Consider the following 21,638-nt stretch of genomic DNA (forward strand, 5'->3'; position numbering starts at 1 on the left):
TTCCATAGGATATTGCAGATGTTAAAGATTGATCTATTACGTCATGGTGAAACGACTTTAAGTCATACCTTGCGGGGTTCTACAGATGATGACTTAACCGAATTAGGTTGGTCGCAGATGCAGAAAACCATAGATCAGTCTTTACAGGCTTCTATACAACAACAGGCAGAATGGGATGTGATTTTTAGTTCCCCCTTAAAACGCTGCCGTTTATTTGCCGAAACTGTCGCAGTACAACAACACAAACCGATTATTTATGATGCAGATTTACAAGAAATGCATTTTGGCGATTGGGAAGCACTGCCGACTCAAGTCATTTATGAAAATGAACCTGAATTACTGGCAAATTTTTGGCAACAACCGACTGTATTTACGCCGCCCAATGCAGAAAATATGCAAAATTTTCATCAGCGAATCGCTAAAAGCATGATCAATATGCAACAACAGATGTTGGAAAATGGTTGGCAACATGCTTTGGTGGTAACGCATGGCGGCGTGATTAAGCTGCTTAAATGCATCGCTTTGAATCATAGATTAGATGATATTCTCAAAATGAGCGCAGAATTGGGACAACTCAATTCCTTTGAAGTTCATGAAGATACTTCAATTCATTTGCTCAAGGAATAATAATGACACCATTTTTGATTGCTTTACAGTTTCTGACGACATTTCCGATTCAGTTAAAAGAAATGCCAAGCAAACAGCAAAATGCTCAATCTTTGCTGTTTTATCCCCTGATTGGTTTGATTATTGGTGCAATCTTATTTGTCATAGCTTCGTTATTACATGTACTACCCATTATTTTACTCAGTAGTTTAATTTTAGTGGTTTGGATTTGGCTAACAGGCGGCTTACATCTAGATGGACTGGCGGATACAGCAGATGCCTGGGTCGGTGGTTTTGGCGACAAAGAACGTACTTTAGCAATCATGAAAGATCCAAGCTGTGGACCAATTGGGGTACTCAGTTTAATTATTTTATGTTTGATTAAATGGTCGGCCATTTATGTACTGATTGAACAACAAAACTATAGTGCCTTGATCCTTTTTCCAATATTAGGCCGTTTAGCACCACTATTTTTATTTTTAACCACGCAATACGTGCGTGAAAAAGGTTTAGGTTCTTCGATTGCAGAATTTATTCCTAAAACTACGGCTGTAATGATTTTTGCACTGTGTTTACTGGCTGCAGCTTATTTCTCTTTAGCAGGTATTTTTACGGCAATGGTTTTTATAGTGACCTTGGTTTATTTACGTCGTAAATTTATGCAGCGGATTGGCGGTATTACTGGAGATACAGTAGGCGCAAGTATTGAAATTTGTGAAACTGTTAGTGTATTGGGTTTTGTATTATTAAGTTTTTATTTGCCTTTAAGTTGGGTATAAGTTTTTACTGAATTAAGCGTAATTAAACTAGATAAAATTACGCCTATATTTAAAACTGAATATTCCATTATAAGTAAGTTACAGTAAATTGAATGATTATCGGGCCGAGTAAAACCATAAAAATACCCGCCAAGACCATGGTTAAACAAGCCACTACGCCTTCTTCGCGGTGGCGCATAAAGGCTTTATTAGTCCCAAAACCATGTGCAGAATTCCCCAATGAAGCACCTTGGGCAAATCGTGAATTAAGCTTTAGGCCAAGCAAAATAAGATCGCCTATAGCAACACCAACAATGCCCGTAATCATGGTAAATAAAATTACCAGTTCAACCGATCCACCAATATTTGAAGTCAGTTCCATTGCAAAAGGTGTGGAAATAGAACGTGCCATTAAGCTGTAGGATGTTTCTTGGTTAAAACTAAATAACTTTGCCAAATAAAATGAACTCATCACACCAGCAAGCATTCCAATGATAATCCCCAAACTGATTGCAAGAGCATGTTCTTTAATCACTTGCCGATATTCATAAATAGGAATAGCAAATGCAATTGTTGCAGGACCGAGCATCCATATAATCCATTGGCTTTCAATCATGTAAGTCTCGTAGGAAATATGAAACATCAGCATAAATACAATGATAATAAAGGGTACAAAAATCCCTGGAGCTAAAAGCATATAGGGGTGTTTTTTATGGAGCTTTTTAACCAATACATAGCAAAGGAATGTGCCAATAAAGCATAGAATTGCAATTAAATTCATTTTATTTTTCCTACTTCATAGGTGAATTAGGATGAAATTTTTGTTTTAACAAAGCTTCTAATTTAAAACCGAAATACACGCTATATGCGGTCGCAACCATCACGCAGATTGTGCCTATAGAGAGAGCCAGAACCAGTTGCCACCCTTGAGTGAGAAAAAGATCTTTATATTTAATAATGCCAACCACACATGGAATAAATAATAGAACCAATTCTCCCAAAATGAAATCCGAGCCATTTTTGATCCATTGCAACTTAAATATGCCACTTAACAACGCCAATAAAACCAATAAAAGACCAATAACACCAGCCGATACAGGTAAATTGAGTTTGTGCTGTATAACAGATGCGATCCACCAAATGACCATAAGTAAACTCAGTTGTAGAACCACTTGAACGAGATGGCGCAATTTTGGAGGAAGTACAGAAGTAGACATATTTAGTAGATCTAAAAGCTTGGGATTATTTTAGATTTGACCAGACCACTATATTATGAATAATAAAAAAAAGATTATGCCTAAATGGAATGTGTTGTGGATATTAAAAGTCTCACTATGTTTGTAAAAATTGTGCAGCTACAGAGTTTCACACGGACAGCAGAAGAAATGTGTGTCACTCAACCGACCATTAGCAAAGCCATCCATAATTTAGAACAAGAAATGGGGGTAGCACTCTTTCATAAAGGTGAGGCAGGGCGAAAAAGAGATGTGCTTCTGACCTATATGGGCGAGCAAGTTTATCAACATGCCTTAGTCATACTTGAAGAACAACAACGCATATTTGAAACCGTGGCTCAAGTTCGTCACCTTAAACAAGGCAAATTAATACTTGGATTACCACCTTTAGGTTCGGTATTGCTGAGTAATTTAATTGCCAAATTTCATAAGCAATATCCAAATATAGAACTTAGTTTTTTAGAAGTTGGCGCGACTGGTATTGAAGATGCTATTTTGGCGAAAACCATTGATGTCGGTATTTTATTGGGTCACTTAAAGCCCATTTTAAGTGGCATTCCTATTATGGATTCACCCTTATGTTTACTTTCACGTAAAGAAACCCAATGGAAAAATAGAGCCACAGTATCTTTGATTGAGTTAAAAGAAGAATCTTTTCTGCTTTATGCCGATACCTTTAGCTTAAATCATATGATTATACACGCTGCAAATGATGTCGGTTTTGAACCGAAGGTAGTGTGTAAAAGCAGTCAATGGGACTTTATTGCAAAAATGGTTGAATCTGATGTTGGAATAGCAGTACTACCGAAAATTTATTGTGAACAGTTGGATCAGGACAAATATAATATCGGTGTATTGGAAAACCCGAATTTAAACTGGACGCTAAGTATGGCTTGGAATACAACAGTTGCAATGAGTCCTGCTACACGGGCATGGTTGAAAATAATTGAAGAAAATCAGGCTCAAATTCACTTTTAATTATACTTTACTGAAATAATGAAAATACAGTCGTATCTATTAAAGCCTCCCAAATCTAAAATAAAATTTATAAACAATTCGGAGGTTTTGGGATACCTGCTAAACGGCTTAAATGACGCGCCACTAAACCAGTTTTAAATTGGTCTTGTAACACTGCATTATTGATGTCAGCACTTACCGTTTTCATGAGGAATTTAATTAGTGGGCGAGTCGCTGGTGAATGACCAAACTGGGCGTAAAATTGGCGTACTGCATATAATATTTCAAAATGCCATGTTGTAAGTTCTATACTTAGGGTATTTGCTAATTCTTGTGCTACAGCTTCATTCCAAATCGTATAATCGACTAAGTGACCATCTTGATCGAGTTCTAAATTCATCATTAATCTCAAATTAGTTCAAACGAATACAACGGGTATGATTTAAGCAAATATCTGCAAATTCAGCATAAGAAATAATCTGCATATTCTTTACTTTTTGACCCGCTAAAATTTCTGCATCAGTATCGAGGACGTAAACACAATTCAATTGTTGCAAAAAAGGCTGCTCAAATTGCAAAACAGATTCGCCCATTAAAATTACGGTGTCTTCAGGGCTATAGACTTGTTCTAATTTTACTAGCACAGCAGGCGTCGCTGAAAAACTACTTTGCAGCAAATATAAGCTTTTATTCGACATGATTATTTCACTCCTTTACCAATACAGCACAAAATCAAAACTTTGAATGAACTCACTATTGAGCTCAATAAACTCGATATCCTGTTGAGTTTGAGTCACAAAGTAAGCCTCTTTATGCTGATTTTCAACTAAAACTGGAGTGAGGTCGTAAAACTCAAAGCTATCGACCATATTTGATGCGATTTTAAATGCATGTTTTATTTGTTCAAATTGTAATTCTGAATTTAATAAACTTAAAGCCGCATCTTGGAGTAAGACTTTGACTTCACAACCAAAAGTAGCCAGAACCATGGTTGCTGATAGGCTTTCATGCACGTGTAAGTTGACTAAATTGGCTTGAGTTAGAATAACGAGTACAGATTTCACACAATTAACCTTTTAAAAGCAACAAATTCAAAAAAATAACATCTTAGAATTGAATAAGACGTTGTGTTGATTGCACTGCATCAGCAAGTTCGCCTAACCCGACCAATTCAAAACCTTGAGCAAGGTTGTGTTGGCTAATCTGATGTCGTTTTGCATTTTCTTGATCGCTAGTACCGCGAGCCAATGCAGCGCTGACACAAACAGGTAAGCGAATGGCTAATTTTTGCCATTCTTGGGTCAAGTTACGTTGGTCATCAGGAACCCACTGTAAAGCATTCGCTACGGAAACGCCGTCTTGATAGAAAAACACGCGGAATACTTGGTTTTTAGCCTGTAAAGCCTGTGCTAATCCAAGAGCATGCCAAGCATAGATCGAGGTTGGTGCGGAGGTAATTAGTAATAAGGTACTCATCGAAATTCACTTTAGGAATGCTCAATCTAATGTTGATGCATCCAAACTTCATAAGAAAAAGGTAGTATACAATGATTTTAGTCACTGGTGGTTTAGGCTTTATAGGTTCGCATATTGCTTTAAGCCTAATGGCTCATGGGCAAGAAGTCATTATTGTTGATAATTTATCCAATGCAAATTTACAAACATTAGAACGACTCGAATATATTTCAGGTAGATATGTGCCCTTTGTCAAAATTGATATTAGAAATACACCTGCGTTAAATAAAATTTTTGAACAATATTCTATAGAAGCAGTCATTCATGCTGCGGGTTTTAAATCGATAGAAGAATCTGCGCTTAAGCCACTTGAGTATTATAACGATAATGTCAGTTGTATTATGAGCTTACTGCGTGCTATGCAACGTACTGGCATTCGAACATTGATTCATTTATCTAGTTTGGCCGTTTATGGGCAATCAAGTTTAACCCTGTCAGAAGATACACCTTTTAAATATGCTTATCCCAATCCGTATATCAAGTCACAACAAATGGCTGAAGAAATTATACGGGATACAGCACTGACCGATAATGAGTGGAAAATTGCAATTTTAAGATTAAGTAATATTGCAGGTGCATTTGAACATGCTGTCCTAGGTGAATTTGTTGCACCTTTACCTAAAAATATTATTCCTTTGGCATTACAAGTTGCAGCGGGGCAACGCGAATATATTGAACTGCGTCAGCAAGCCCAAACCATAGATCATACGGTTGAACGGAGTTTTTTACATGTGTTAGATAGTTGTGATGCCATTTTTGCAGCGTTAGAGTGGTTAAGAGGTCAACAATACGTATGTGAAGCCTTTAATATTTCAGGACAAGGTATCTCAATTGCTGCCTTGCTAAAGGAAATTTCTAAAGTCACTCAAGTCGAAATTAAAACCATCGAGGCGCAATTTTATCCCGCTGCTGAACTGGATCAGATTGGTGCAACATCAGAAAAAGCACATCAAATTTTAAAATGGCAACCTCAACGCGACTTGAGTAAAATCATAGAAGATGCTTGGCGATTTTATCAACAAACATTAATAGGACGTTAGAACGATTCAGATGTTAGAATCACTATGTAAATAATAATCATTTATAGTTGTGATTTGTTTGATTAAGATATTTAAATGTGTCAAAACATAATGAAAGAGCAAAGCTATAAATTTACAGGGCAATGAGGTTAATCATGCAAACACGTATTGAACATGACACTATGGGCGATGTTGAAGTTCCGAGTGAGGCAATGTGGGGTGCGCAAACACAGCGTAGTTTGCAAAATTTTAAAATTGGACAAGAGCGCTTACCACGCCCGATGATTCGAGCGATGGGCTTAGTCAAGAAAGCTGCTGCTATGACCAATGCTGAATTGGAGCAAATTCCTCATGAGTTGTCACATTATATTGTGGATGCAGCAGAAGAAGTAATTTCGGGTCATTGGGATGCACAGTTCCCATTGGTGGTCTGGCAAACAGGTTCTGGTACGCAAAGTAATATGAACTGTAATGAAGTGATTGCCAATATTGCCAATCAAAAACTGGGAAATCCTTTGGGCTCGCAAAAACCCGTACATCCCAACGACCATGTGAACCGCGCACAATCAACCAATGATTCATTTCCAACTGCTATTCATGTGGCAGCCAGTTTACAAATCAATGAATTGTTGATTCCAGCAGTCACACGTTTACGCGATACTTTGGCTGCTAAATCTCAAGCATTTGCTGATATTGTTAAAATAGGTCGTACCCATTTACAAGATGCAACGCCATTAACACTGGGTCAGGAATTTAGTGGCTATGTTTCTCAGCTTGATCATGGTTTAAAACGTTTAGATTATGCCTTATTGGATTTGTATGAGTTACCTTTAGGCGGTACCGCCGTTGGAACAGGGTTAAATGCTCATCCTGATTATGCAGTAAAAGCAGCAGCACAGTTGGCAACATTAACAGGTTTAGCTTTTGTGACTGCACCGAATAAGTTTGAAGCTTTAGCAGGGCGTGATGCCGCAGTTTTTGCTTCAGGTGCTTTAAAAACTTTAGCTGCAAGCCTAAATAAAATTGCCAATGATATTCGTTGGTTAGCCAGCGGCCCACGTTGTGGCTTTGGTGAGATTCGTATTCCTGAAAATGAACCAGGTTCAAGCATTATGCCGGGTAAAGTGAATCCAACCCAAAGTGAAGCCATGACCATGGTGGTTGCCCAAGTATTGGGTAATGATACGACCATTAATGTCGCTGGAGCTTCGGGTAACTTCGAGCTAAATGTCTTTATGCCAGTCATTGCATTTAATTTATTACAATCCATTCAATTGTTGGGTGATGCGTGTAATAGTTTCAATGATCATTGCGCTGAAGGGATTGAACCCAACCGTGAAAAAATTGATTATTTCCTACATAACTCACTCATGCTGGTCACTGCTTTAAACCCTGTTATTGGTTATGAAAATGCCGCGAAAGTAGCAAAAACAGCGTATAAAGAAGGTAAAACCTTGAAACAAGTTGCTGTTGAATTGAACTTAGTAACCGAAGAACAGTTTGATGCCGTGGTGATTCCTGAAAATATGGTTTCACCTAACAGCAAATAATCACTTGATTACTTACTGTTTTATCAATTGATCATCAGTGGTTTTTATCTCATTCATAAGTGCGTACAATATACGTTGAAATTAAAACTACTGATGATTGATTATGCTTGATGTTTATTTAACAGATGTTCAGAAAAAGGTGCAATTTAAGGATTATCCGGGTGAGCATCCTGTTAAATTTATTTTGAATTTTAAAAAGATTTTTCCAAGTATTATGGAATTACTTCTTCCTGTTCTTCCGAATGATGAAAATTTGGATGAAATGACTTGGGAATCAACTACAGAAGATTTTGAGTTGTTCAAATTATTATTAACGGGCTGGGGCGTAATTGAATTACGTTTAAGTGCTATTTCTAAATTTAAAAATAAGAATTACGCAGATCAATTGGTTAAAACTGCGCAACAAAAGCGTAAGGCATTTGCTAAAACCAATAAAAAATTGAAAACAGTAGAATTGGATTATTTATTTATGCACGAAATTCATGCATTGCTTGATGCAGAGTTGGTTGAAATTGGTGAGAAATTCTATTTACCTATTTTGCGTGATCTTTGGAAGAATAAAGTATCGCAAAGCATTTTGAATGCGAAATTCTAAAATTCAATAAAATGTTGTAAAAATCCTCCAAAATCGGAGGATTTTTTAATGTTATTTCACTGCTGATCAAGATATTTAAATTATGTAGAATGTTTTATATAAAAAATTAAAGATTTAATTATCAATAAAATGTACTAGATATTGGAATTATTATTGCATATGGTATGACTACAACACATTTGCATGTGCACTATTATTAAAGTTGATATTTCACATTTTTTTAATAGTGTTTGCAGGTTGTTTAAAATCTTTCCGAGGAAATATCACAGGATTTCATTAAATGTCGAATCAATTTTTAGATTTAATTAATAAACGCCGTACAATTTATGCAGTGGGTAAAAATGTAGAACAAAGCACAGAACATTTAACTGATTTGATTCAACATGCCATTAAGCAAAGTCCATCATCGTTTAATTCACAGTCGTCACGTGCCGTCATTTTATTTAATACTGAGCATGAAAAATTTTGGGGCTTTGTTAAGGAAAAGCTTAAGTCTTATGCAAAAGATGCTGAAGCTGCGGCAAAAACCGATGCCAAAATGGATAGCTTTGCAGCAGGTGTGGGTACGGTTTTATTTTTTGAAGATCTAGATGTGATTAAAGGCTTGCAAGAACAGTTCCCATCTTATGCAGATAATTTCCCAGTGTGGGCAGAACATTCAACTGCAATTGCTCAATTTGCCACTTGGACTGCATTACATACGGATGGTTTAGGTGCCTCACTTCAACATTACAACCCAATTGTCGATGAACAAGTACATGCAGAATGGGGTATTCCTGCAAACTGGAAACTTCGTGCTCAGTTGGTTTTTGGTTCTATTGAAGGTGAAGCTAAAGACAAAGATTATATAGATGATACTGTGCGCTTTAAGGTCTTTAAATAATTTTAGTGTTTAACCCTAAAATAAGGATTGAGCTATTTTAATCAAACGCCTGATGTCTTTCATCGGGCGTTTGATATTTTAAGGAGAGGTAAGGCTTGCGCCGATTATAAATGTCTATTGATTCATAAACCATCTGTGATGCTTTGATCATTCAGCCTCTGAATCCTTATTTTCTTTGTTTACGATAGACACTTGGACGCATAGGACGACTATTTTTCCATAAGCCTTTTTTCTGTTTTTTGGCTTTGTCTTGCAGTGACATCATATAGTGCAGGTGTTTTTTATCTTTGATGTATTCTTCATACACCCAAGCTGCACCACGTTTGACCATTTCTTCATTCATGTTTTTACGATAGCGGTAAATGACCCCCCACGCAGCGCCCATAACGGTCAATATCGGTAATTTTTATCCGTACCCATTTTTGGTGCACCATACTTTTAATTAGACGTGCTGACTCTTTACCATAAGTCTGGCTCGATTCTGGTGCATCGACGTAGGCAAAACGTAATTTGGTTTCTGAGCGTCGTAAGTTTAAACGATGACAGGTAAGGGTATCGCCATCACTAATGGCTGTAACACGGCAATAATAACTTTTTCCCTTTTTAAAAGGCTTAAAAAAAGCGCTTAGAAATATATAAATTTTATGGAAAATAAATAAAAAAATTAGACAACAGATGAAGCCTAAAACCATAAGACAAACAGGGGAGAGATTTGCCAGCATAAAAGAAAACTTTGTTGAATTTAGTTTGAAATATTCAGTTTAAATTCAGCAATAAAAATAGAGATATAAAGTATTAGTTTAATTGAAATAGCAAAAATTAAAGGCTTAATAAATAGGCAAATAGTACTGCAAGCATGGTTACATCAACACTTCGCTTATTTAAACAACAAATTAAATATGAAATAAAGCTAAAGGATAAATAAACAAAAGAATGAATAATTGTAATACAAAATAGCCTAAGCAAAAATTTTTAAAATTTCGCTTCGCAAAAATTGATGTCTCAAATTTTCTTCTACATCTTTATGCCAAAAAATCCCTATATTTATATTCGGTAAATCCACAGGTACCTCAAATATATTTAAACATTTTGCCATTTGTAAATGAACAAGCATATTTTTAGGAATTGTCAAAATGACAGCAGCTTGTTGCTCTAAAACTTGTAAAGCAGTTGAATAATGTTGACAGCGTAAAAAAATCTGCCGAGAAAACTGCTTGCGATTTAAATAAATATCTTCAACGAGTACACCGGTACGTCGGGAAGAAACACCAATGTGTGGTGAGGCAAGATAAATTTCAGCCGTCATACTCTGCTGTTGGGTACACACTACAAATTGGTCTTGTACCAATTTTTTAAATTGAATTTTTTCAGTAAAATTTTGTTCTAAATCAATTACAAAATCTATTTGTTGCGTGGCTAAATCGGTGACTACATTTTTACGGTCTAACTTGATACTGAAAAATTGCACCTCTAAATTGAGTTGATGAAAATGTTCAACCAATTTTGGAAAAATAATCGGTTCAATTTCATCATGAATAGCAATTTTAAGAGTTTGTACCATACTGGGGTCAAAACTTTGCTTTTGTATGGAAATGCCTTGAATAGCAAATAATGCATTTTTAATCACAGGATAAATTTGTTCAGCAAATGGTGTAGGCAACATTTGACTACCAGTACGAACAAATAAATCATCATGTAAATGTTGTCGTAGTCGTTGCAGGGCATGACTGGCTGCGGACTGACTAATACAGAGTAATTGTGCAGATTTAGAAATACTTTTTTGTTCAAAAATAGCAATGAACAATGGATATAAATTGATGTCAATTTTATGAAAAACAGCCATGTCTAAAACATTGTCATGATGAATTTTGTTCATAGTGAAGTATTGAATTAAATCATTTTGTTCATAATAGTTTTCAAGTTATGTTGTTGTAAAGCGAAGTTAGCATAATATTTTGAGGGATCACCAGATGTTTGAATTATCAGCACGTGCGCAAGACTATATTGAACGGACTAAAGCCTTTATAAAAAATGAAATTGAACCGATTGAAACAGATTTTTGGAATGAAGTTCATGAGCTAAACCAAGGTGGTGATTGGACCAAATGGCAATGGCCAACACAATTAGAAGTCCTAAAAAGTAAAGCTAAAGCAGCAGGGCTTTGGAATATGTTTTTGCCTGATCCTGTTTTAGGTCAAGGCTTATCTGTTCAAGAATATGCACATATTGCTGAACTGACAGGACGTAGCTTAATTGCTCCAACTGTATTTAATTGTAATGCACCTGATAGTGGCAATATGGAAGTACTTTGGCGTTATGGCAGCGAAGCACACAAACAGCAGTGGTTAACACCATTACTAGATGGGAAAATCCGTTCAGTATTCTGTATGACTGAACCTGCTGTAGCTTCTAGTGATGCAACGAATATGCAAGCAATGGCAGTCGTCGTTGGCGATGAAATTGTGTTAAATGGTCGTAAATGGTGGTCGTCAGGTTTAGGCGATCCAAATGCAAAAATCATTATTTTTATGGCACATACGCCAGACGAAAGCAAAGATCGTCATCATCAACATTCTATGGTTTTGGTTCCTATTGAAACAGCAGGTGTCAAAATTGAACGTATGTTGCCTGTATTTGGCGATTACGATGCACCACATGGTCACGGCGAAATTAGCTTCGATAACGTTCGTGTACCTGTGGCAAACTTTATTAGTGGTGCAGGTCAAGGTTTCGAAATTGCTCAAGGACGCTTAGGACCTGGACGTATTCACCATTGCATGCGTTGTATTGGTGCTGCGGAAAAATCGTTAGAGCTGATGATTGACCGTGGGATGAGCCGTACTGCTTTTGGTAAAGAAATTCTTAAATTGGGTGGTAATTTAGAACGTGTTGCCGAAGCGCGTGTTGCGATTGATCAAGCTCGTCTTTTAACTTTGTATGCCGCTTATAAAATGGATACTTTAGGTAATATGGCAGCTTTAACCGAAATTTCGGCGATTAAAGTCGTTGCGCCAAGTGTACTGGAAAAAGTGGTCGATATGGCGATTCAAATTCACGGTGGTGCAGGGGTTTCACGCGATACACCATTAACTGGTTTCTTTGCTCAAGCACGTAGCCTACGTTTAGCAGATGGCCCAGATGAAGTGCACAAAGGCATGATTGCTAAACTTGAATTGGCAAAACGTGGTTATGGATCAGGTCGTAAGTAAGATTAAAAATATAAATTATAATAGAGGAGACCTCTTACAATTTTCCTTATTTTTTCTGTTTATGCACGAAAATTAAAAAGGTATAAATAAAGTAAGACGTCTTTTTAAAATTGAAGATTTAGGGAAAGAATAATGTCAGTCATTGATGTTGGTGGAAATGTCCGTGAAGGCGAAGAACTGGATATCGTTGCGGTAGAAAATTGGCTCAAAGCACAAAGTGTTGACTTACAAGGTCAAGTTGAAGTAACTCAATATTCAGGAGGGGCTTCCAATTGGACGTATCGTTTAAAATATGACAATACTGATTTAATTCTACGTCGCCCACCGAAAGGGACGAAAGCGAAATCTGCCCATGACATGGCACGTGAGTATCATGTACAAAAAAATCTGGCACCTTTTTATTCGGCACTGCCTGAAATGGTTGCACTGTGTCAGGACGAGTCCGTTATTGGCTGCGATTTCTACGTAATGAAACGCATCAAAGGCATTATTCCTCGTGCCAAATTACCGCCTGAATTGCAATTTGATGAAGCAGACGTACATCAGCTTTGTATTAATGTTATTGATAAACTGATTGAATTACATCAAGTCCCTTATCAAGGGACTGAACTTGAAAAATTAGGCAAAGGTGACGGTTATTGTCGTCGTCAGGTTGAAGGTTGGGATGCCCGCTATGAAAAAGCCCATACCATTAATGTGCCTTCATTTAAGTTCGTACGGAAATGGCTACATGAAAATATTCCGGCAGATTCTAAAACCTGCATTATTCATAATGATTGGCGTTTTGATAATGTGATTTTAGATCCCAAAAATCCAACTGAAGTGATTGGCGTGTTGGATTGGGAAATGGCGACTTTAGGTGATCCATTGATGGATTTAGGTTCTGCTTTGGCCTATTGGGTAGCAGAAACAGACAATCACATTTTTAAGTCTACACGTCGTCAACCAACAAATTTAAAAGGTATGTTTACGCGTAAAGAAGTGGTTGAATATTATTTAGATAAAACAGGATTACAAACTGAAAATTGGACCTTTTACGAAGTGTTTGGTATTTTCCGTTTAGCCGTTATTGCGCAGCAAATTTACTATCGTTACTATCATAAGCAAACCAATAATCCTGCATTTAAGGACTTTTGGATTGTAATTCATGCCTTACATATTCGTGCCTTAAAACTTATTGGCAAACAAAAATTTGAAGCCAATGAAATGGCACAAAAATACATGTCCAAACTACAGGAAATTTTAGCCAAATGACCACAATTTATCTGATTCGTCACGGGCAAGCTTCTTTTGGTGCAGAAAGTTATGACAAACTTTCTCCGAATGGTGAATTACAGGCAAAATTATTAGGTCAGTATTTTAATAAAATTTTGAAAGAAGAACCGTATGTTGTGGCGGGTTCAATGCAGCGACATCAACAAACGGCAAATCTGGCTTTGGCTGAATGTTTTCCCGAAGCCAATATCATGACTGACCATGCTTGGAATGAATTTAATCATCAGCAAGTTTTTGCTCAGTATGAGCCACGTTTTAATGAACCACATTTACTTAAAGCAGATGTGGACAAAGAAACCAATCCACGAGAGTATTTAGCCAAAATTTTTGAGGGTGCGATTGGACGCTGGACAGGGGGGGATTATCATCATGAATATGATGAGTCTTGGCCCGATTTTAAAAATCGTGTGGAAACAGCACTGCAAAATTTAAGTGATGAACTCGTAAAAACCAAACCTCGTTATGCGGTGGTCTTTACATCGGGTGGCGTGATTTCAGTGGCAGCAGGTAAGTTACTTGAGTTAAGCGCAAATCGTACTTTTGCTTTAAATTGGGCCATTACCAACGCCAGTATGACCACATTACGTTTGGTTGGAAATGAACCCCAACTGCTGAGCTTAAATGAACATCATTTTATAAAAGCTGAAGACTCTCAACTACTCACATGGATTTAATTTTAGAAAAATAGGAAAGAAATACACCATGGCAAAAACGATTTTAATTACTGGTGCAAGTTCTGGTATTGGTGCAGGTATGGCACGTGAATTTGCACAAAAAGGCTATAACCTTGCGATTTGTGCACGTCGTTTAGAGCGTCTTGAAACTTTAAAGCAAGAACTTGAAAGCAAATACGGCATTAAAGTTATCGCAAAAACTTTAGATGTGACTCATTACGATCAAGTTTTTGAAGTGTTTAAAGCATTCAAAGCAGAATTTGGCACAATTGACCGAATTATTGTCAATGCAGGTGTTGGGAATGGTCGTCGTATTGGGAATGGTAACTTTGCAATTAATAAAGCCACTGTTGAAACCAATTTCATTTCTGCACTTGCTCAATGTGAAGCTGCGGTCGAAATTTTCCGTGCACAAAATTCAGGTCATTTGGTGATGATTTCATCGATGAGTGCAATGCGTGGCATGCCAAAACATTTAACTGCTTATGGTGCAAGTAAAGCAGCGGTTGCACATTTAGCAGAAGGCATTCGTGCAGAGCTGATGAATACACCCATTAAAGTCTCCACGATTTTCCCTGGTTATATTCGAACAGAACTAAATGAAGGTGCGAAAAAACTGCCTTTTGAAGTGGATGAAAAAACTGGGTCACACTTACTTGCTAAAGCCATTGAGAAAGAACCTGTTAAGGCTTATGTCCCACAATGGCCATGGTTACCACTTGGTTTGGCAATGAAAATATTGCCATTAAAGTTAGTGAATAAATTAGGCTGATTTTTAACTAACATAAAAGGCTCATTCAGAGCCTTTTTATTTTCAAATGAATAATGATTTTCACAGCTTAAAATCGTATATTCATTGTATATTTCTGAGACTTTCAACAGCTATGTTTTTAAAAATATCGACCATAGTGTTAATTCCAGCACTGTTGATACAAGGCTATGCCGTCAAAAAAAATACATTACGTTTGCCTGAACCGGATGGTAATCGCCAGGGAACGATCGGCACAGGAAACCCATTGTCAATTTTGATTCTAGGCGATTCAGCTGCGGCAGGTGTAGGCGTACAAATACAGGAAGATGCCTTGCTTGGTTCAGTATTGAATCAGCTAAAAAATGACTATGAAATTCGTTATATGTTAGAGGCTACAACGGGCTATAGCAGCGCACAGGTTATAGAAACAGCTCAAAATATACTTCATCAGCATTTTGATGTCGTTATTACCTCTGTTGGGGTAAATGATATTACCAAACTCACACAGCCTAAAGACTGGATAAAACTGCAACAAGAACTTTATCACGAGATCAATCAGAAGTTTACACCGCATATTATTATTGCATCTGGTGTTCCACCCATGAATTTATTTCCAGCTTTGCCTAATCCCTTAGCATGGTTATTTGGCCGATATGCCAAAAAAATGAATCAGGCACTTGGGCAATTTGTGCAAAAACAACAGAATATGCAATGGATTGAATACGATTTGGTTCGTTTTAAAACATTAAATTTAGAAATGGCGGCAGATGGTTTTCATCCTAGCAAAGAAATATATGTACTTTGGGCTGAACAAGTGGCAGAAAAAATTCGAAAAATGTTTTAAATTAATCAGAATCCTTTGAAATAGCTTGTTATGTCGACTGAACCAGAAATTGAAACGCATCCACTTCAGCCATTCCTTCCCGAAAATGCTCAATTGTTAATGTTGGGAAGTTTTCCACCACCTAAAACACGATGGAAAATGGATTTTTATTATCCAAATTATCAAAACGATATGTGGAAAATTTTTGGTTTAGTATTTTTTCAAAATAAAGAACACTTTTTAGATGTGACAAATAAAAATTTTAAAGAACCCCTCATTCGTGATTTTTTAACTGAAAATGGCATTGCAATCTTTGATACGGCGTATCAGATCATTCGATTAAAAGGTAATGCGTCCGATAAATTCTTACAAATAACAAAGCCGACTGATTTAGCGCAACTTTTACAACAAATTCCTCTATGTCACAATATGATGACAACTGGAGATAAAGCCACAGATACTTTAATGCTTTCTATGCCAGAAGGGACTGAAAAACCTCAAATTGGACAGTCTTCAAAAACATATTTCGCTAAACGTGACATGACTTTATACCGTATGCCTTCATCTTCACGTGCCTATCCTTTGCCCATTGAAAAGAAAGCTGAAGCCTATGCTCAATTATTTAATGAAATAGGCTTACTTTAAGAAAGTTTATTAATGAAAAATCCAGATCCTCATTTTTTACCAATCTATATAATTGAATCATGTCATTTTTAAATGGATGAACATGGTTGCATTCAGCTCAGCTTTAAAAGTTGGCTGAGTATTTACAGCAAATATATCTCTTTAGATATTGAATAAACGATATTAAGTTTCAAGACTCAGTCAGTATTTTCATTTTAGGCGAATTTTTTTGCACATATTACGCAAATAATGACAGCAATAGAGACCAAAACCATATTAAAACTGACTGTTTCATTCAAGATAATTGCGCAAAGCATTAATCCAAAAAATGGCTGTATTAATTGTATTTGCCCAACTTTAGCAATACCGCCCATAGCCAATCCTTTATACCAAAAGAAAAAACCAATCAGCATGCTGAAAGTGGAAACGTAAAATAGCCCAGCATATGCTGAATAAGAAATATCGCCCCAATTATGCGGAATATAGTAAAGACTAAAGATGAGCATGAAAGGTAAAGCAAGGCTCAGTGCCCAGCAGATCACTTGCCATCCACCTAATGTTTTAGATAAATATCCGCCTTCAGCATAGCCAAAACCACATGCAATAATCGCAGCAATCATATAGAGATCACCCTGCGATATTAAATTTGTACTGTCATTATTGAGCATAAAAATAATGACAAAACTGCTGCCGAGTAAGGTAAATAACCAAAATTTTAAACTCGGGTTTTCTCCCGCTCTTAAAACGCTAAATATTGCTGTACAAAGTGGTAATAATGCCACAAAGACCAATGATCTTGCTGCACTAATACTTTGTAATGCAAATGCTGTTAATAATGGAAAGCCAATAACCACAGTAAGGGCAACAATAAGCAATGATTTATACTGATGAGGGCGAGGAAGTTGTTGTTTAAGCATAATAAGACAGATCAAACCGAATATTGCTGCAATTGTTGCTCGTGCTCCTGTTAAAAATTCAGGACTAAAATCCGCGACTGCCAGACGCGTAGCGGGCATAGAACCTGCAAAAATGATGACACCAATTAATCCATTGATCCAGCCAATATTTATTTTGTTCATTATAAATTGCTCATTAAATTTATGCTAATTTAGCTTAAACGGGCTGGGCCTTTATATGCACAAAGCAATACAGTTTATAATAACTGTTATGCTAAATTAATCAGTACAGTTGAATTGTTGTGGTAAATAAATGAGCAAAACTAAAATTGAAATCACGATTCAAATTATAAAAGAAAAAATAGCCACTAAAAACTTGATCGCTGGTTCACGATTACCTTCGGTACGACAATATGCGCAACAATTAAACTATTCTGTTTCCACAATTGTTGAAGCCTATGCACGATTGATCGCAGAAGGCATGATCGAAGCAAGAGCCGGTGCAGGGTATTATGTGGTTGGTAGACCTGTACAAATTTTCAATGTTGAACAAAACATTCAGTATGATAGAGAAATTGATCCATTATGGATTTCAAGACAATCTTTAGAAGCGAATAATCAGGTTCTTAAACCCAGCTGTGGTTGGTTACCTGCGAGTTGGATGCCAGAACAAGCACTTCGAAAAGCTTTAAAGTCAGTTGCAAAATTGGACAGTTCAATTTTAATTGATTATGCACTTCCACATGGACATCTGGCATTAAGACAGCTGCTGAGCAGAAAAAAAGAAGCATATGAGCTAAACATTCATCCCAATCAAATTTTAATTACCGACTCAGCAACTCAGTCGATTGATTTGATTTTTAGGGTATTGCTTGAACCGGGCGATATAGTATTGATTGATGATCCTTGTTATTTCAATTTCCAAGCACTCATTAAAGCTCATCATTTAAAGGCTGTCGCAATTCCATTTACTGAACATGGTCCTGATGTTGAATATTTTGCACAGGCAATTAATCTAAAACCTAAAATTTATCTGACTAATTCAGGAATTCATAACCCAACTGGGGCAAGCCTTTCATTACAGACAGCCTATCAAATTGCTAGAGTCGTGGAACAAGCGAATATGATCATCATTGAAGATGAAATTTTAGCTGATTTTGAATATTCCCCAGCACCAAGATATGCAGCTTTAATCGGTATTTCGCATGTCATTCAAATAGGTAGTTATACCAAAACACTTTCTGCTGCTATTCGCTGTGGTTATATCATTAGTGATTTAGCAAAAATTGAAAGATTGATTGATTTAAAAATTGCGACGAGTTTTAGTAATAGTAATTTGAACGCAGAAATTATCTATCAGTCCTTGATTGATAGCAGTTATCCAAAGCATCTAGATGGGCTGAAAAAACACTTAGTCAAAGCAACCAATGAGGTCATTGATAAATTAGCACAGCTTAATATCCATCCTTGGATTACGCCTAAAGCCGGACTTTTTTTATGGTGTACCTTACCCCGTCATATTGAGGCATCAAGACTATCCAAAATATGTTTGAAGCAAGGCGTTATTTTGGCACCCGGTAATTCATTCAGTCAGTCAGAGCATGCTGGTCAATTCATGCGTTTTAATGTTGCTCAATGTCTAGACAAAAAAGTATTTGATGTACTGTCGGATGCGATTGAACATTACCAAAATGACAGTTTAATATGATGGCTCAATATAAGAATATTGACTGCTCATATTATTGATTAAGCTTAATTGTCATACTCGACATAATCCCACAGATTTAAGCGTGCTTTAATTTCTGTACGGATTTTTGGCAACATTGGGAGGAGCGTGCCATCTAGCCACAAACTTAAAGCTTGTGCAGAAATTTTATTCTGTTCTATATCAAAAATATGAGCCCCTTTGACAAAGAGTAACGTTTCTTCATTAGTTTCGGTTTCAATACCTTTAAATAAAACCTGAAGTTCAAATCCTGTATCTAAAATAAGCCATTCCAGTTCAATTTGAATATTTTCATTCGACTTTAAAACGACTTGACCTTCTAAAAGATCACTTTCAGATAAACAGTTATGTTCTACTCGAACTTTAGACAAAAACCATTCTTGGCGACCTAAATCATCGAGGGTTTTATAAGGCAATAAAATATCATTTAAATTAAATTGACGGCTTAAATCAAAAAATTGCATGGGAGAGTCACGATCAGGAGAAAAAGAGTTAAATACTCGAAAAGTGAAATGTTAAAGCAAAGGAGCAGATGAGTAAAACCTTTGCATAGATTGATTGAATTTATGTATAAATATAAATCAAAACCTTATAAGTTCTAAAAAACAATGTTAATAAAAGACGTTGCTAGCCCTATTAATTTAAGAAAACCTGAAGATGCAGTGCAATGGGTCGAGCCACTCAACACATACGATGTCATCATTATGCATCAAGCTTTGCACGAGCTACGCCATAAATCATATGCTTTGGATTTTCACAAAATAGTAAAAACCCAGCTACTCAAAGCACAGTCTACCTATCTAATTTGTGATCATTTATTTGCTGAAAGTGCCATGACCAATAATGAAATTTATATGTCAAAACAAGAGCATTTAGTCCGTTTACAGCAGGCAGGGTTTACACAAATTGAAATTCCACTGGAAATAAAAGGCTTATGTATATTTGAATGTCATTAATTTGTCATTACATCATCCATTCAATGGGTAGATAGGACACCGCTTTCATAGCAAAGCGCTGAAATCTCGTCGTTTCTGGGTCATGCTTATATTCTACGATCGAGCCATCTTTATGCTGATCCAGCCAAATGATTTCGCCTTGTGGATTCAGTTTTAATTCGTAGGCAATTTGCGGTAAATATTGATCAAGTGATCTGGAAATTTGATTTTGTAGAACATCAGATTCAACCACCAGTCCGACTTCACTGTTTAAATTGGCTGAACGAGGATCGAAATTAAATGAACCAATAAAGACCATGCCATCTATATCAAAAAATTTGGCATGTAAGCTAGAGGTATTTTTACCTTTGGCAGGAATTACATTTCCTGTGACCACTTCATACCAAGTCCGTTTATTACGTTCAATATAGGGCTTAAATTCATAAAGTTGAATGCCATTTTGAAGTAAATCATGACGATATTTTTGATAAAAGGCGTGTACCACTGCAACATCATTGGCAAGAAATGAGTTGGTTAAAATTCTAACCTTTACATCATTTTTAGTCAGATTAACTAAATAGTCTGTACCTTTACGCGTAGGCACAAAATAGGCTGAAACTAACTCAAGATGCTGCTTCGGTTCTCCCATAATATTGAGCATTTGACGATAAATAAGCTGATCATTGGTCGCCTCACCACGAATTTTATCGGGTGAATCTGCGATAAAATGAGCTTTTGCCCAATTAACGGGGCGATCTTTTAAGTGTTTGCTGATTTGTTTTTCGGCTAATTCAATTCGTCTTTTTAACTGATCTTTTTGTAAAGCAGTGAGTTCATAATACTTACGCAATTTAGAAAGTTGCTCTGGATTGCTATCGCCCAAAAGTTGTGGCACTGAATAACTTAAGTCGTCATTCCAAAATTCATGGAAGACTTCATTGGCATGCTGAACAGCAGTGCCGTAGAACAAAATATCCATATCGGTAAATTGAAAATTGTCACTCGCATCAAAATATTCACGGCTTATATTACGCCCACCAGTAACCGCAATTGCGCCATCGGCAATAATGAGTTTATTGTGCATACGATGGTTAATATGCTTTAAACGAAATGCATAATCAATAACCCGTAGTTTTCTAAATTTATAGGGATTAAACAGTTTAATTTCAAAGTTAGGATGTTGTGCCAGTTGTTTTAAGGTGGCATCAAGTTTAGTCCCATTTTGATCATCAATGAGTAAACGAACCTTTACCCCGCGATCTGCTGCTTTTAAAAGTTCAGCCAGCATGAGATGCCCAATCGAATCATCTTCCCAAATGTAATACTGTAAATCGATATTATATTTTGCTTTATCAATTAGATGTAATCTTGATGCAATGCTGCTAAAAGCATCATCCAAAGCCAAATAAGCGGTTAAGCCTTGCGATATTTGCGTGTCGACATTTGAACCGTTTAACCAGTGTTCCGCATGAGTTTGAATAGGCGGTTGTTTATTTGATTGGTTCATAGGCAAACTACACCCCGTCAACGTAATGAGAGCTAAAGAAAACATGACAGTATGGGTAAATGATTTAATCAGCATAATTATTATGGAGTCATCAAGTTAT

General features: G+C 36.5%; 24 protein-coding genes and 2 pseudogenes. 15 read left to right on the forward strand and 11 right to left on the reverse strand.

Annotated features, from left to right (window positions below):
* Nucleotides 1-18: 18 nt before the first annotated feature.
* Entirely contained in the window at nucleotides 19-627 is a 609-nt protein-coding gene (locus B9T25_RS13770) for a histidine phosphatase family protein (RefSeq protein ID WP_086188981.1), read from the forward strand.
* A gap of 2 nt (nucleotides 628-629) precedes the next feature.
* Nucleotides 630-1,385 (forward strand): adenosylcobinamide-GDP ribazoletransferase, encoded by a 756-nt coding sequence (locus B9T25_RS13775; protein WP_086188982.1) that lies wholly within the window; start codon nucleotides 630-632, stop codon nucleotides 1,383-1,385.
* A 67-nt stretch (nucleotides 1,386-1,452) separates the two neighbouring features.
* On the opposite strand, the gene B9T25_RS13780 is transcribed toward B9T25_RS13775, so the two are convergent.
* Both B9T25_RS13780 and B9T25_RS13785 read right to left on the reverse strand, forming a co-directional pair.
* Nucleotides 1,453-2,145 carry an LrgB family protein gene (locus B9T25_RS13780; RefSeq protein WP_086188983.1) on the reverse strand — a complete coding sequence of 231 codons (693 nt, stop codon included), beginning with the start codon at nucleotides 2,143-2,145 and terminating at the stop codon, nucleotides 1,453-1,455.
* 10 nt (nucleotides 2,146-2,155) lie between these two features.
* Nucleotides 2,156-2,581 carry a CidA/LrgA family protein gene (locus B9T25_RS13785; protein WP_086188984.1) on the reverse strand — a complete coding sequence of 142 codons (426 nt, stop codon included), beginning with the start codon at nucleotides 2,579-2,581 and terminating at the stop codon, nucleotides 2,156-2,158.
* A gap of 96 nt (nucleotides 2,582-2,677) precedes the next feature.
* Here B9T25_RS13785 and B9T25_RS13790 point away from each other — a divergent pair, with 96 nt between their 5' ends.
* Nucleotides 2,678-3,577 (forward strand): LysR family transcriptional regulator, encoded by a 900-nt coding sequence (locus tag B9T25_RS13790; RefSeq protein WP_086189012.1) that lies wholly within the window; start codon nucleotides 2,678-2,680, stop codon nucleotides 3,575-3,577.
* A 67-nt stretch (nucleotides 3,578-3,644) separates the two neighbouring features.
* Here B9T25_RS13790 and B9T25_RS13795 read toward each other — a convergent pair whose 3' ends face one another.
* The 4 genes from B9T25_RS13795 to tusD are packed head-to-tail and all read right to left on the reverse strand — an operon-like array spanning nucleotide 3,645 to nucleotide 5,032.
* Nucleotides 3,645-3,956: a TusE/DsrC/DsvC family sulfur relay protein gene (locus B9T25_RS13795; RefSeq protein ID WP_086188985.1), complete on the reverse strand. Its 312-nt coding sequence runs from the start codon at nucleotides 3,954-3,956 to the stop codon at nucleotides 3,645-3,647.
* A 13-nt stretch (nucleotides 3,957-3,969) separates the two neighbouring features.
* Nucleotides 3,970-4,254, reverse strand: a complete 285-nt coding sequence (locus B9T25_RS13800; RefSeq protein ID WP_086188986.1) for a hypothetical protein — start codon at nucleotides 4,252-4,254, stop codon at nucleotides 3,970-3,972.
* 15 nt (nucleotides 4,255-4,269) lie between these two features.
* A complete protein-coding gene (locus B9T25_RS13805) occupies nucleotides 4,270-4,620 on the reverse strand; it encodes a hypothetical protein (RefSeq protein ID WP_086188987.1) in 351 nt (116 codons plus the stop codon).
* A 43-nt stretch (nucleotides 4,621-4,663) separates the two neighbouring features.
* Nucleotides 4,664-5,032: a sulfurtransferase complex subunit TusD gene (tusD, locus tag B9T25_RS13810; protein WP_086188988.1), complete on the reverse strand. Its 369-nt coding sequence runs from the start codon at nucleotides 5,030-5,032 to the stop codon at nucleotides 4,664-4,666.
* Nucleotides 5,033-5,103: 71 nt separating this feature from the next.
* On the opposite strand from tusD, the gene B9T25_RS13815 reads away from it, so the two are divergent.
* The 4 genes from B9T25_RS13815 (at nucleotide 5,104) to B9T25_RS13830 (ending at nucleotide 9,118) form a co-directional block, all read left to right on the forward strand.
* Nucleotides 5,104-6,111, forward strand: a complete 1,008-nt coding sequence (locus tag B9T25_RS13815) for an NAD-dependent epimerase/dehydratase family protein (RefSeq protein ID WP_086188989.1) — start codon at nucleotides 5,104-5,106, stop codon at nucleotides 6,109-6,111.
* 134 nt (nucleotides 6,112-6,245) lie between these two features.
* Nucleotides 6,246-7,640, forward strand: coding sequence for a class II fumarate hydratase (gene fumC, locus B9T25_RS13820; protein ID WP_086188990.1), 1,395 nt, complete (start codon nucleotides 6,246-6,248; stop codon nucleotides 7,638-7,640).
* Nucleotides 7,641-7,743: 103 nt separating this feature from the next.
* A complete protein-coding gene (locus B9T25_RS13825; protein WP_086188991.1) occupies nucleotides 7,744-8,235 on the forward strand; it encodes a hypothetical protein in 492 nt (163 codons plus the stop codon).
* Nucleotides 8,236-8,515: 280 nt separating this feature from the next.
* Nucleotides 8,516-9,118 carry a nitroreductase family protein gene (locus B9T25_RS13830; protein ID WP_086188992.1) on the forward strand — a complete coding sequence of 201 codons (603 nt, stop codon included), beginning with the start codon at nucleotides 8,516-8,518 and terminating at the stop codon, nucleotides 9,116-9,118.
* Nucleotides 9,119-9,284: 166 nt separating this feature from the next.
* Here B9T25_RS13830 and B9T25_RS13835 read toward each other — a convergent pair.
* Nucleotides 9,285-9,840, reverse strand: a pseudogene (locus B9T25_RS13835) (thermonuclease family protein).
* A 236-nt stretch (nucleotides 9,841-10,076) separates the two neighbouring features.
* Nucleotides 10,077-10,994 carry a LysR family transcriptional regulator gene (locus B9T25_RS13840; protein WP_086188993.1) on the reverse strand — a complete coding sequence of 306 codons (918 nt, stop codon included), beginning with the start codon at nucleotides 10,992-10,994 and terminating at the stop codon, nucleotides 10,077-10,079.
* A 94-nt stretch (nucleotides 10,995-11,088) separates the two neighbouring features.
* On the opposite strand from B9T25_RS13840, the gene B9T25_RS13845 reads away from it, so the two are divergent.
* From B9T25_RS13845 to B9T25_RS13870, 6 genes are all read left to right on the forward strand, one after another.
* Nucleotides 11,089-12,327: an acyl-CoA dehydrogenase family protein gene (locus B9T25_RS13845; RefSeq protein ID WP_086188994.1), complete on the forward strand. Its 1,239-nt coding sequence runs from the start codon at nucleotides 11,089-11,091 to the stop codon at nucleotides 12,325-12,327.
* A gap of 132 nt (nucleotides 12,328-12,459) precedes the next feature.
* Entirely contained in the window at nucleotides 12,460-13,581 is a 1,122-nt protein-coding gene (locus B9T25_RS13850) for a phosphotransferase family protein (RefSeq protein WP_086188995.1), read from the forward strand.
* On the forward strand, nucleotides 13,578-14,276 hold the full coding sequence (locus B9T25_RS13855; protein WP_086188996.1) for a histidine phosphatase family protein: 699 nt from the start codon (nucleotides 13,578-13,580) through the stop codon (nucleotides 14,274-14,276). Before B9T25_RS13850 ends, B9T25_RS13855 begins: the two co-directional genes overlap by 4 nt.
* 28 nt (nucleotides 14,277-14,304) lie before the next feature.
* The gene (locus B9T25_RS13860; RefSeq protein ID WP_086188997.1) at nucleotides 14,305-15,048 is read left to right on the forward strand and encodes an SDR family oxidoreductase; all 744 of its coding nucleotides are present in this window, start codon (nucleotides 14,305-14,307) and stop codon (nucleotides 15,046-15,048) included.
* Between the two features lie 112 nt (nucleotides 15,049-15,160).
* Complete coding sequence (locus tag B9T25_RS13865) at nucleotides 15,161-15,871, forward strand: SGNH/GDSL hydrolase family protein (protein ID WP_086188998.1); 711 nt, start codon at nucleotides 15,161-15,163, stop codon at nucleotides 15,869-15,871.
* 30 nt (nucleotides 15,872-15,901) lie between these two features.
* Nucleotides 15,902-16,495 carry a uracil-DNA glycosylase family protein gene (locus B9T25_RS13870; RefSeq protein WP_086188999.1) on the forward strand — a complete coding sequence of 198 codons (594 nt, stop codon included), beginning with the start codon at nucleotides 15,902-15,904 and terminating at the stop codon, nucleotides 16,493-16,495.
* 194 nt (nucleotides 16,496-16,689) lie between these two features.
* On the opposite strand, the gene B9T25_RS13875 is transcribed toward B9T25_RS13870, so the two are convergent.
* Nucleotides 16,690-17,553 carry a DMT family transporter gene (locus tag B9T25_RS13875; RefSeq protein WP_086189000.1) on the reverse strand — a complete coding sequence of 288 codons (864 nt, stop codon included), beginning with the start codon at nucleotides 17,551-17,553 and terminating at the stop codon, nucleotides 16,690-16,692.
* 130 nt (nucleotides 17,554-17,683) lie between these two features.
* On the opposite strand from B9T25_RS13875, the gene B9T25_RS13880 reads away from it, so the two are divergent.
* Complete coding sequence (locus B9T25_RS13880; protein ID WP_086189001.1) at nucleotides 17,684-19,078, forward strand: PLP-dependent aminotransferase family protein; 1,395 nt, start codon at nucleotides 17,684-17,686, stop codon at nucleotides 19,076-19,078.
* 44 nt (nucleotides 19,079-19,122) lie between these two features.
* On the opposite strand, the gene B9T25_RS13885 is transcribed toward B9T25_RS13880, so the two are convergent.
* Complete coding sequence (locus tag B9T25_RS13885) at nucleotides 19,123-19,560, reverse strand: hypothetical protein (RefSeq protein ID WP_086189002.1); 438 nt, start codon at nucleotides 19,558-19,560, stop codon at nucleotides 19,123-19,125.
* A 225-nt stretch (nucleotides 19,561-19,785) separates the two neighbouring features.
* Here B9T25_RS13885 and B9T25_RS13890 point away from each other — a divergent pair.
* Nucleotides 19,786-20,052 (forward strand): annotated as a pseudogene (locus B9T25_RS13890) (SAM-dependent methyltransferase); the annotation flags it as partial.
* Between the two features lie 7 nt (nucleotides 20,053-20,059).
* Here B9T25_RS13890 and B9T25_RS13895 read toward each other — a convergent pair.
* Complete coding sequence (locus B9T25_RS13895) at nucleotides 20,060-21,613, reverse strand: phospholipase D family protein (RefSeq protein ID WP_086189004.1); 1,554 nt, start codon at nucleotides 21,611-21,613, stop codon at nucleotides 20,060-20,062.
* Nucleotides 21,614-21,638: the final 25 nt, after the last annotated feature.

Source organism: Acinetobacter sp. ANC 4470 (assembly GCF_002135335.1).
Classification (GTDB): domain Bacteria; phylum Pseudomonadota; class Gammaproteobacteria; order Pseudomonadales; family Moraxellaceae; genus Acinetobacter.

Coding starts and splice junctions, on each gene's coding strand:
- B9T25_RS13770 (WP_086188981.1), top strand. CDS start 19: ATGTTAAAGATTGATCTATTACGTCATGGTGAAACGACTTTAAGTCAT.
- B9T25_RS13775 (WP_086188982.1), top strand. CDS start 630: ATGACACCATTTTTGATTGCTTTACAGTTTCTGACGACATTTCCGATT.
- B9T25_RS13780 (WP_086188983.1), bottom strand. CDS start 2,145: ATGAATTTAATTGCAATTCTATGCTTTATTGGCACATTCCTTTGCTAT.
- B9T25_RS13785 (WP_086188984.1), bottom strand. CDS start 2,581: ATGTCTACTTCTGTACTTCCTCCAAAATTGCGCCATCTCGTTCAAGTG.
- B9T25_RS13795 (WP_086188985.1), bottom strand. CDS start 3,956: ATGAATTTAGAACTCGATCAAGATGGTCACTTAGTCGATTATACGATT.
- B9T25_RS13800 (WP_086188986.1), bottom strand. CDS start 4,254: ATGTCGAATAAAAGCTTATATTTGCTGCAAAGTAGTTTTTCAGCGACG.
- tusD (WP_086188988.1), bottom strand. CDS start 5,032: ATGAGTACCTTATTACTAATTACCTCCGCACCAACCTCGATCTATGCT.
- B9T25_RS13815 (WP_086188989.1), top strand. CDS start 5,104: ATGATTTTAGTCACTGGTGGTTTAGGCTTTATAGGTTCGCATATTGCT.
- fumC (WP_086188990.1), top strand. CDS start 6,246: ATGCAAACACGTATTGAACATGACACTATGGGCGATGTTGAAGTTCCG.
- B9T25_RS13825 (WP_086188991.1), top strand. CDS start 7,744: ATGCTTGATGTTTATTTAACAGATGTTCAGAAAAAGGTGCAATTTAAG.
- B9T25_RS13830 (WP_086188992.1), top strand. CDS start 8,516: ATGTCGAATCAATTTTTAGATTTAATTAATAAACGCCGTACAATTTAT.
- B9T25_RS13840 (WP_086188993.1), bottom strand. CDS start 10,994: ATGAACAAAATTCATCATGACAATGTTTTAGACATGGCTGTTTTTCAT.
- B9T25_RS13845 (WP_086188994.1), top strand. CDS start 11,089: ATGTTTGAATTATCAGCACGTGCGCAAGACTATATTGAACGGACTAAA.
- B9T25_RS13850 (WP_086188995.1), top strand. CDS start 12,460: ATGTCAGTCATTGATGTTGGTGGAAATGTCCGTGAAGGCGAAGAACTG.
- B9T25_RS13855 (WP_086188996.1), top strand. CDS start 13,578: ATGACCACAATTTATCTGATTCGTCACGGGCAAGCTTCTTTTGGTGCA.
- B9T25_RS13860 (WP_086188997.1), top strand. CDS start 14,305: ATGGCAAAAACGATTTTAATTACTGGTGCAAGTTCTGGTATTGGTGCA.
- B9T25_RS13865 (WP_086188998.1), top strand. CDS start 15,161: ATGTTTTTAAAAATATCGACCATAGTGTTAATTCCAGCACTGTTGATA.
- B9T25_RS13870 (WP_086188999.1), top strand. CDS start 15,902: ATGTCGACTGAACCAGAAATTGAAACGCATCCACTTCAGCCATTCCTT.
- B9T25_RS13875 (WP_086189000.1), bottom strand. CDS start 17,553: ATGAACAAAATAAATATTGGCTGGATCAATGGATTAATTGGTGTCATC.
- B9T25_RS13880 (WP_086189001.1), top strand. CDS start 17,684: ATGAGCAAAACTAAAATTGAAATCACGATTCAAATTATAAAAGAAAAA.
- B9T25_RS13885 (WP_086189002.1), bottom strand. CDS start 19,560: ATGCAATTTTTTGATTTAAGCCGTCAATTTAATTTAAATGATATTTTA.
- B9T25_RS13895 (WP_086189004.1), bottom strand. CDS start 21,613: ATGCTGATTAAATCATTTACCCATACTGTCATGTTTTCTTTAGCTCTC.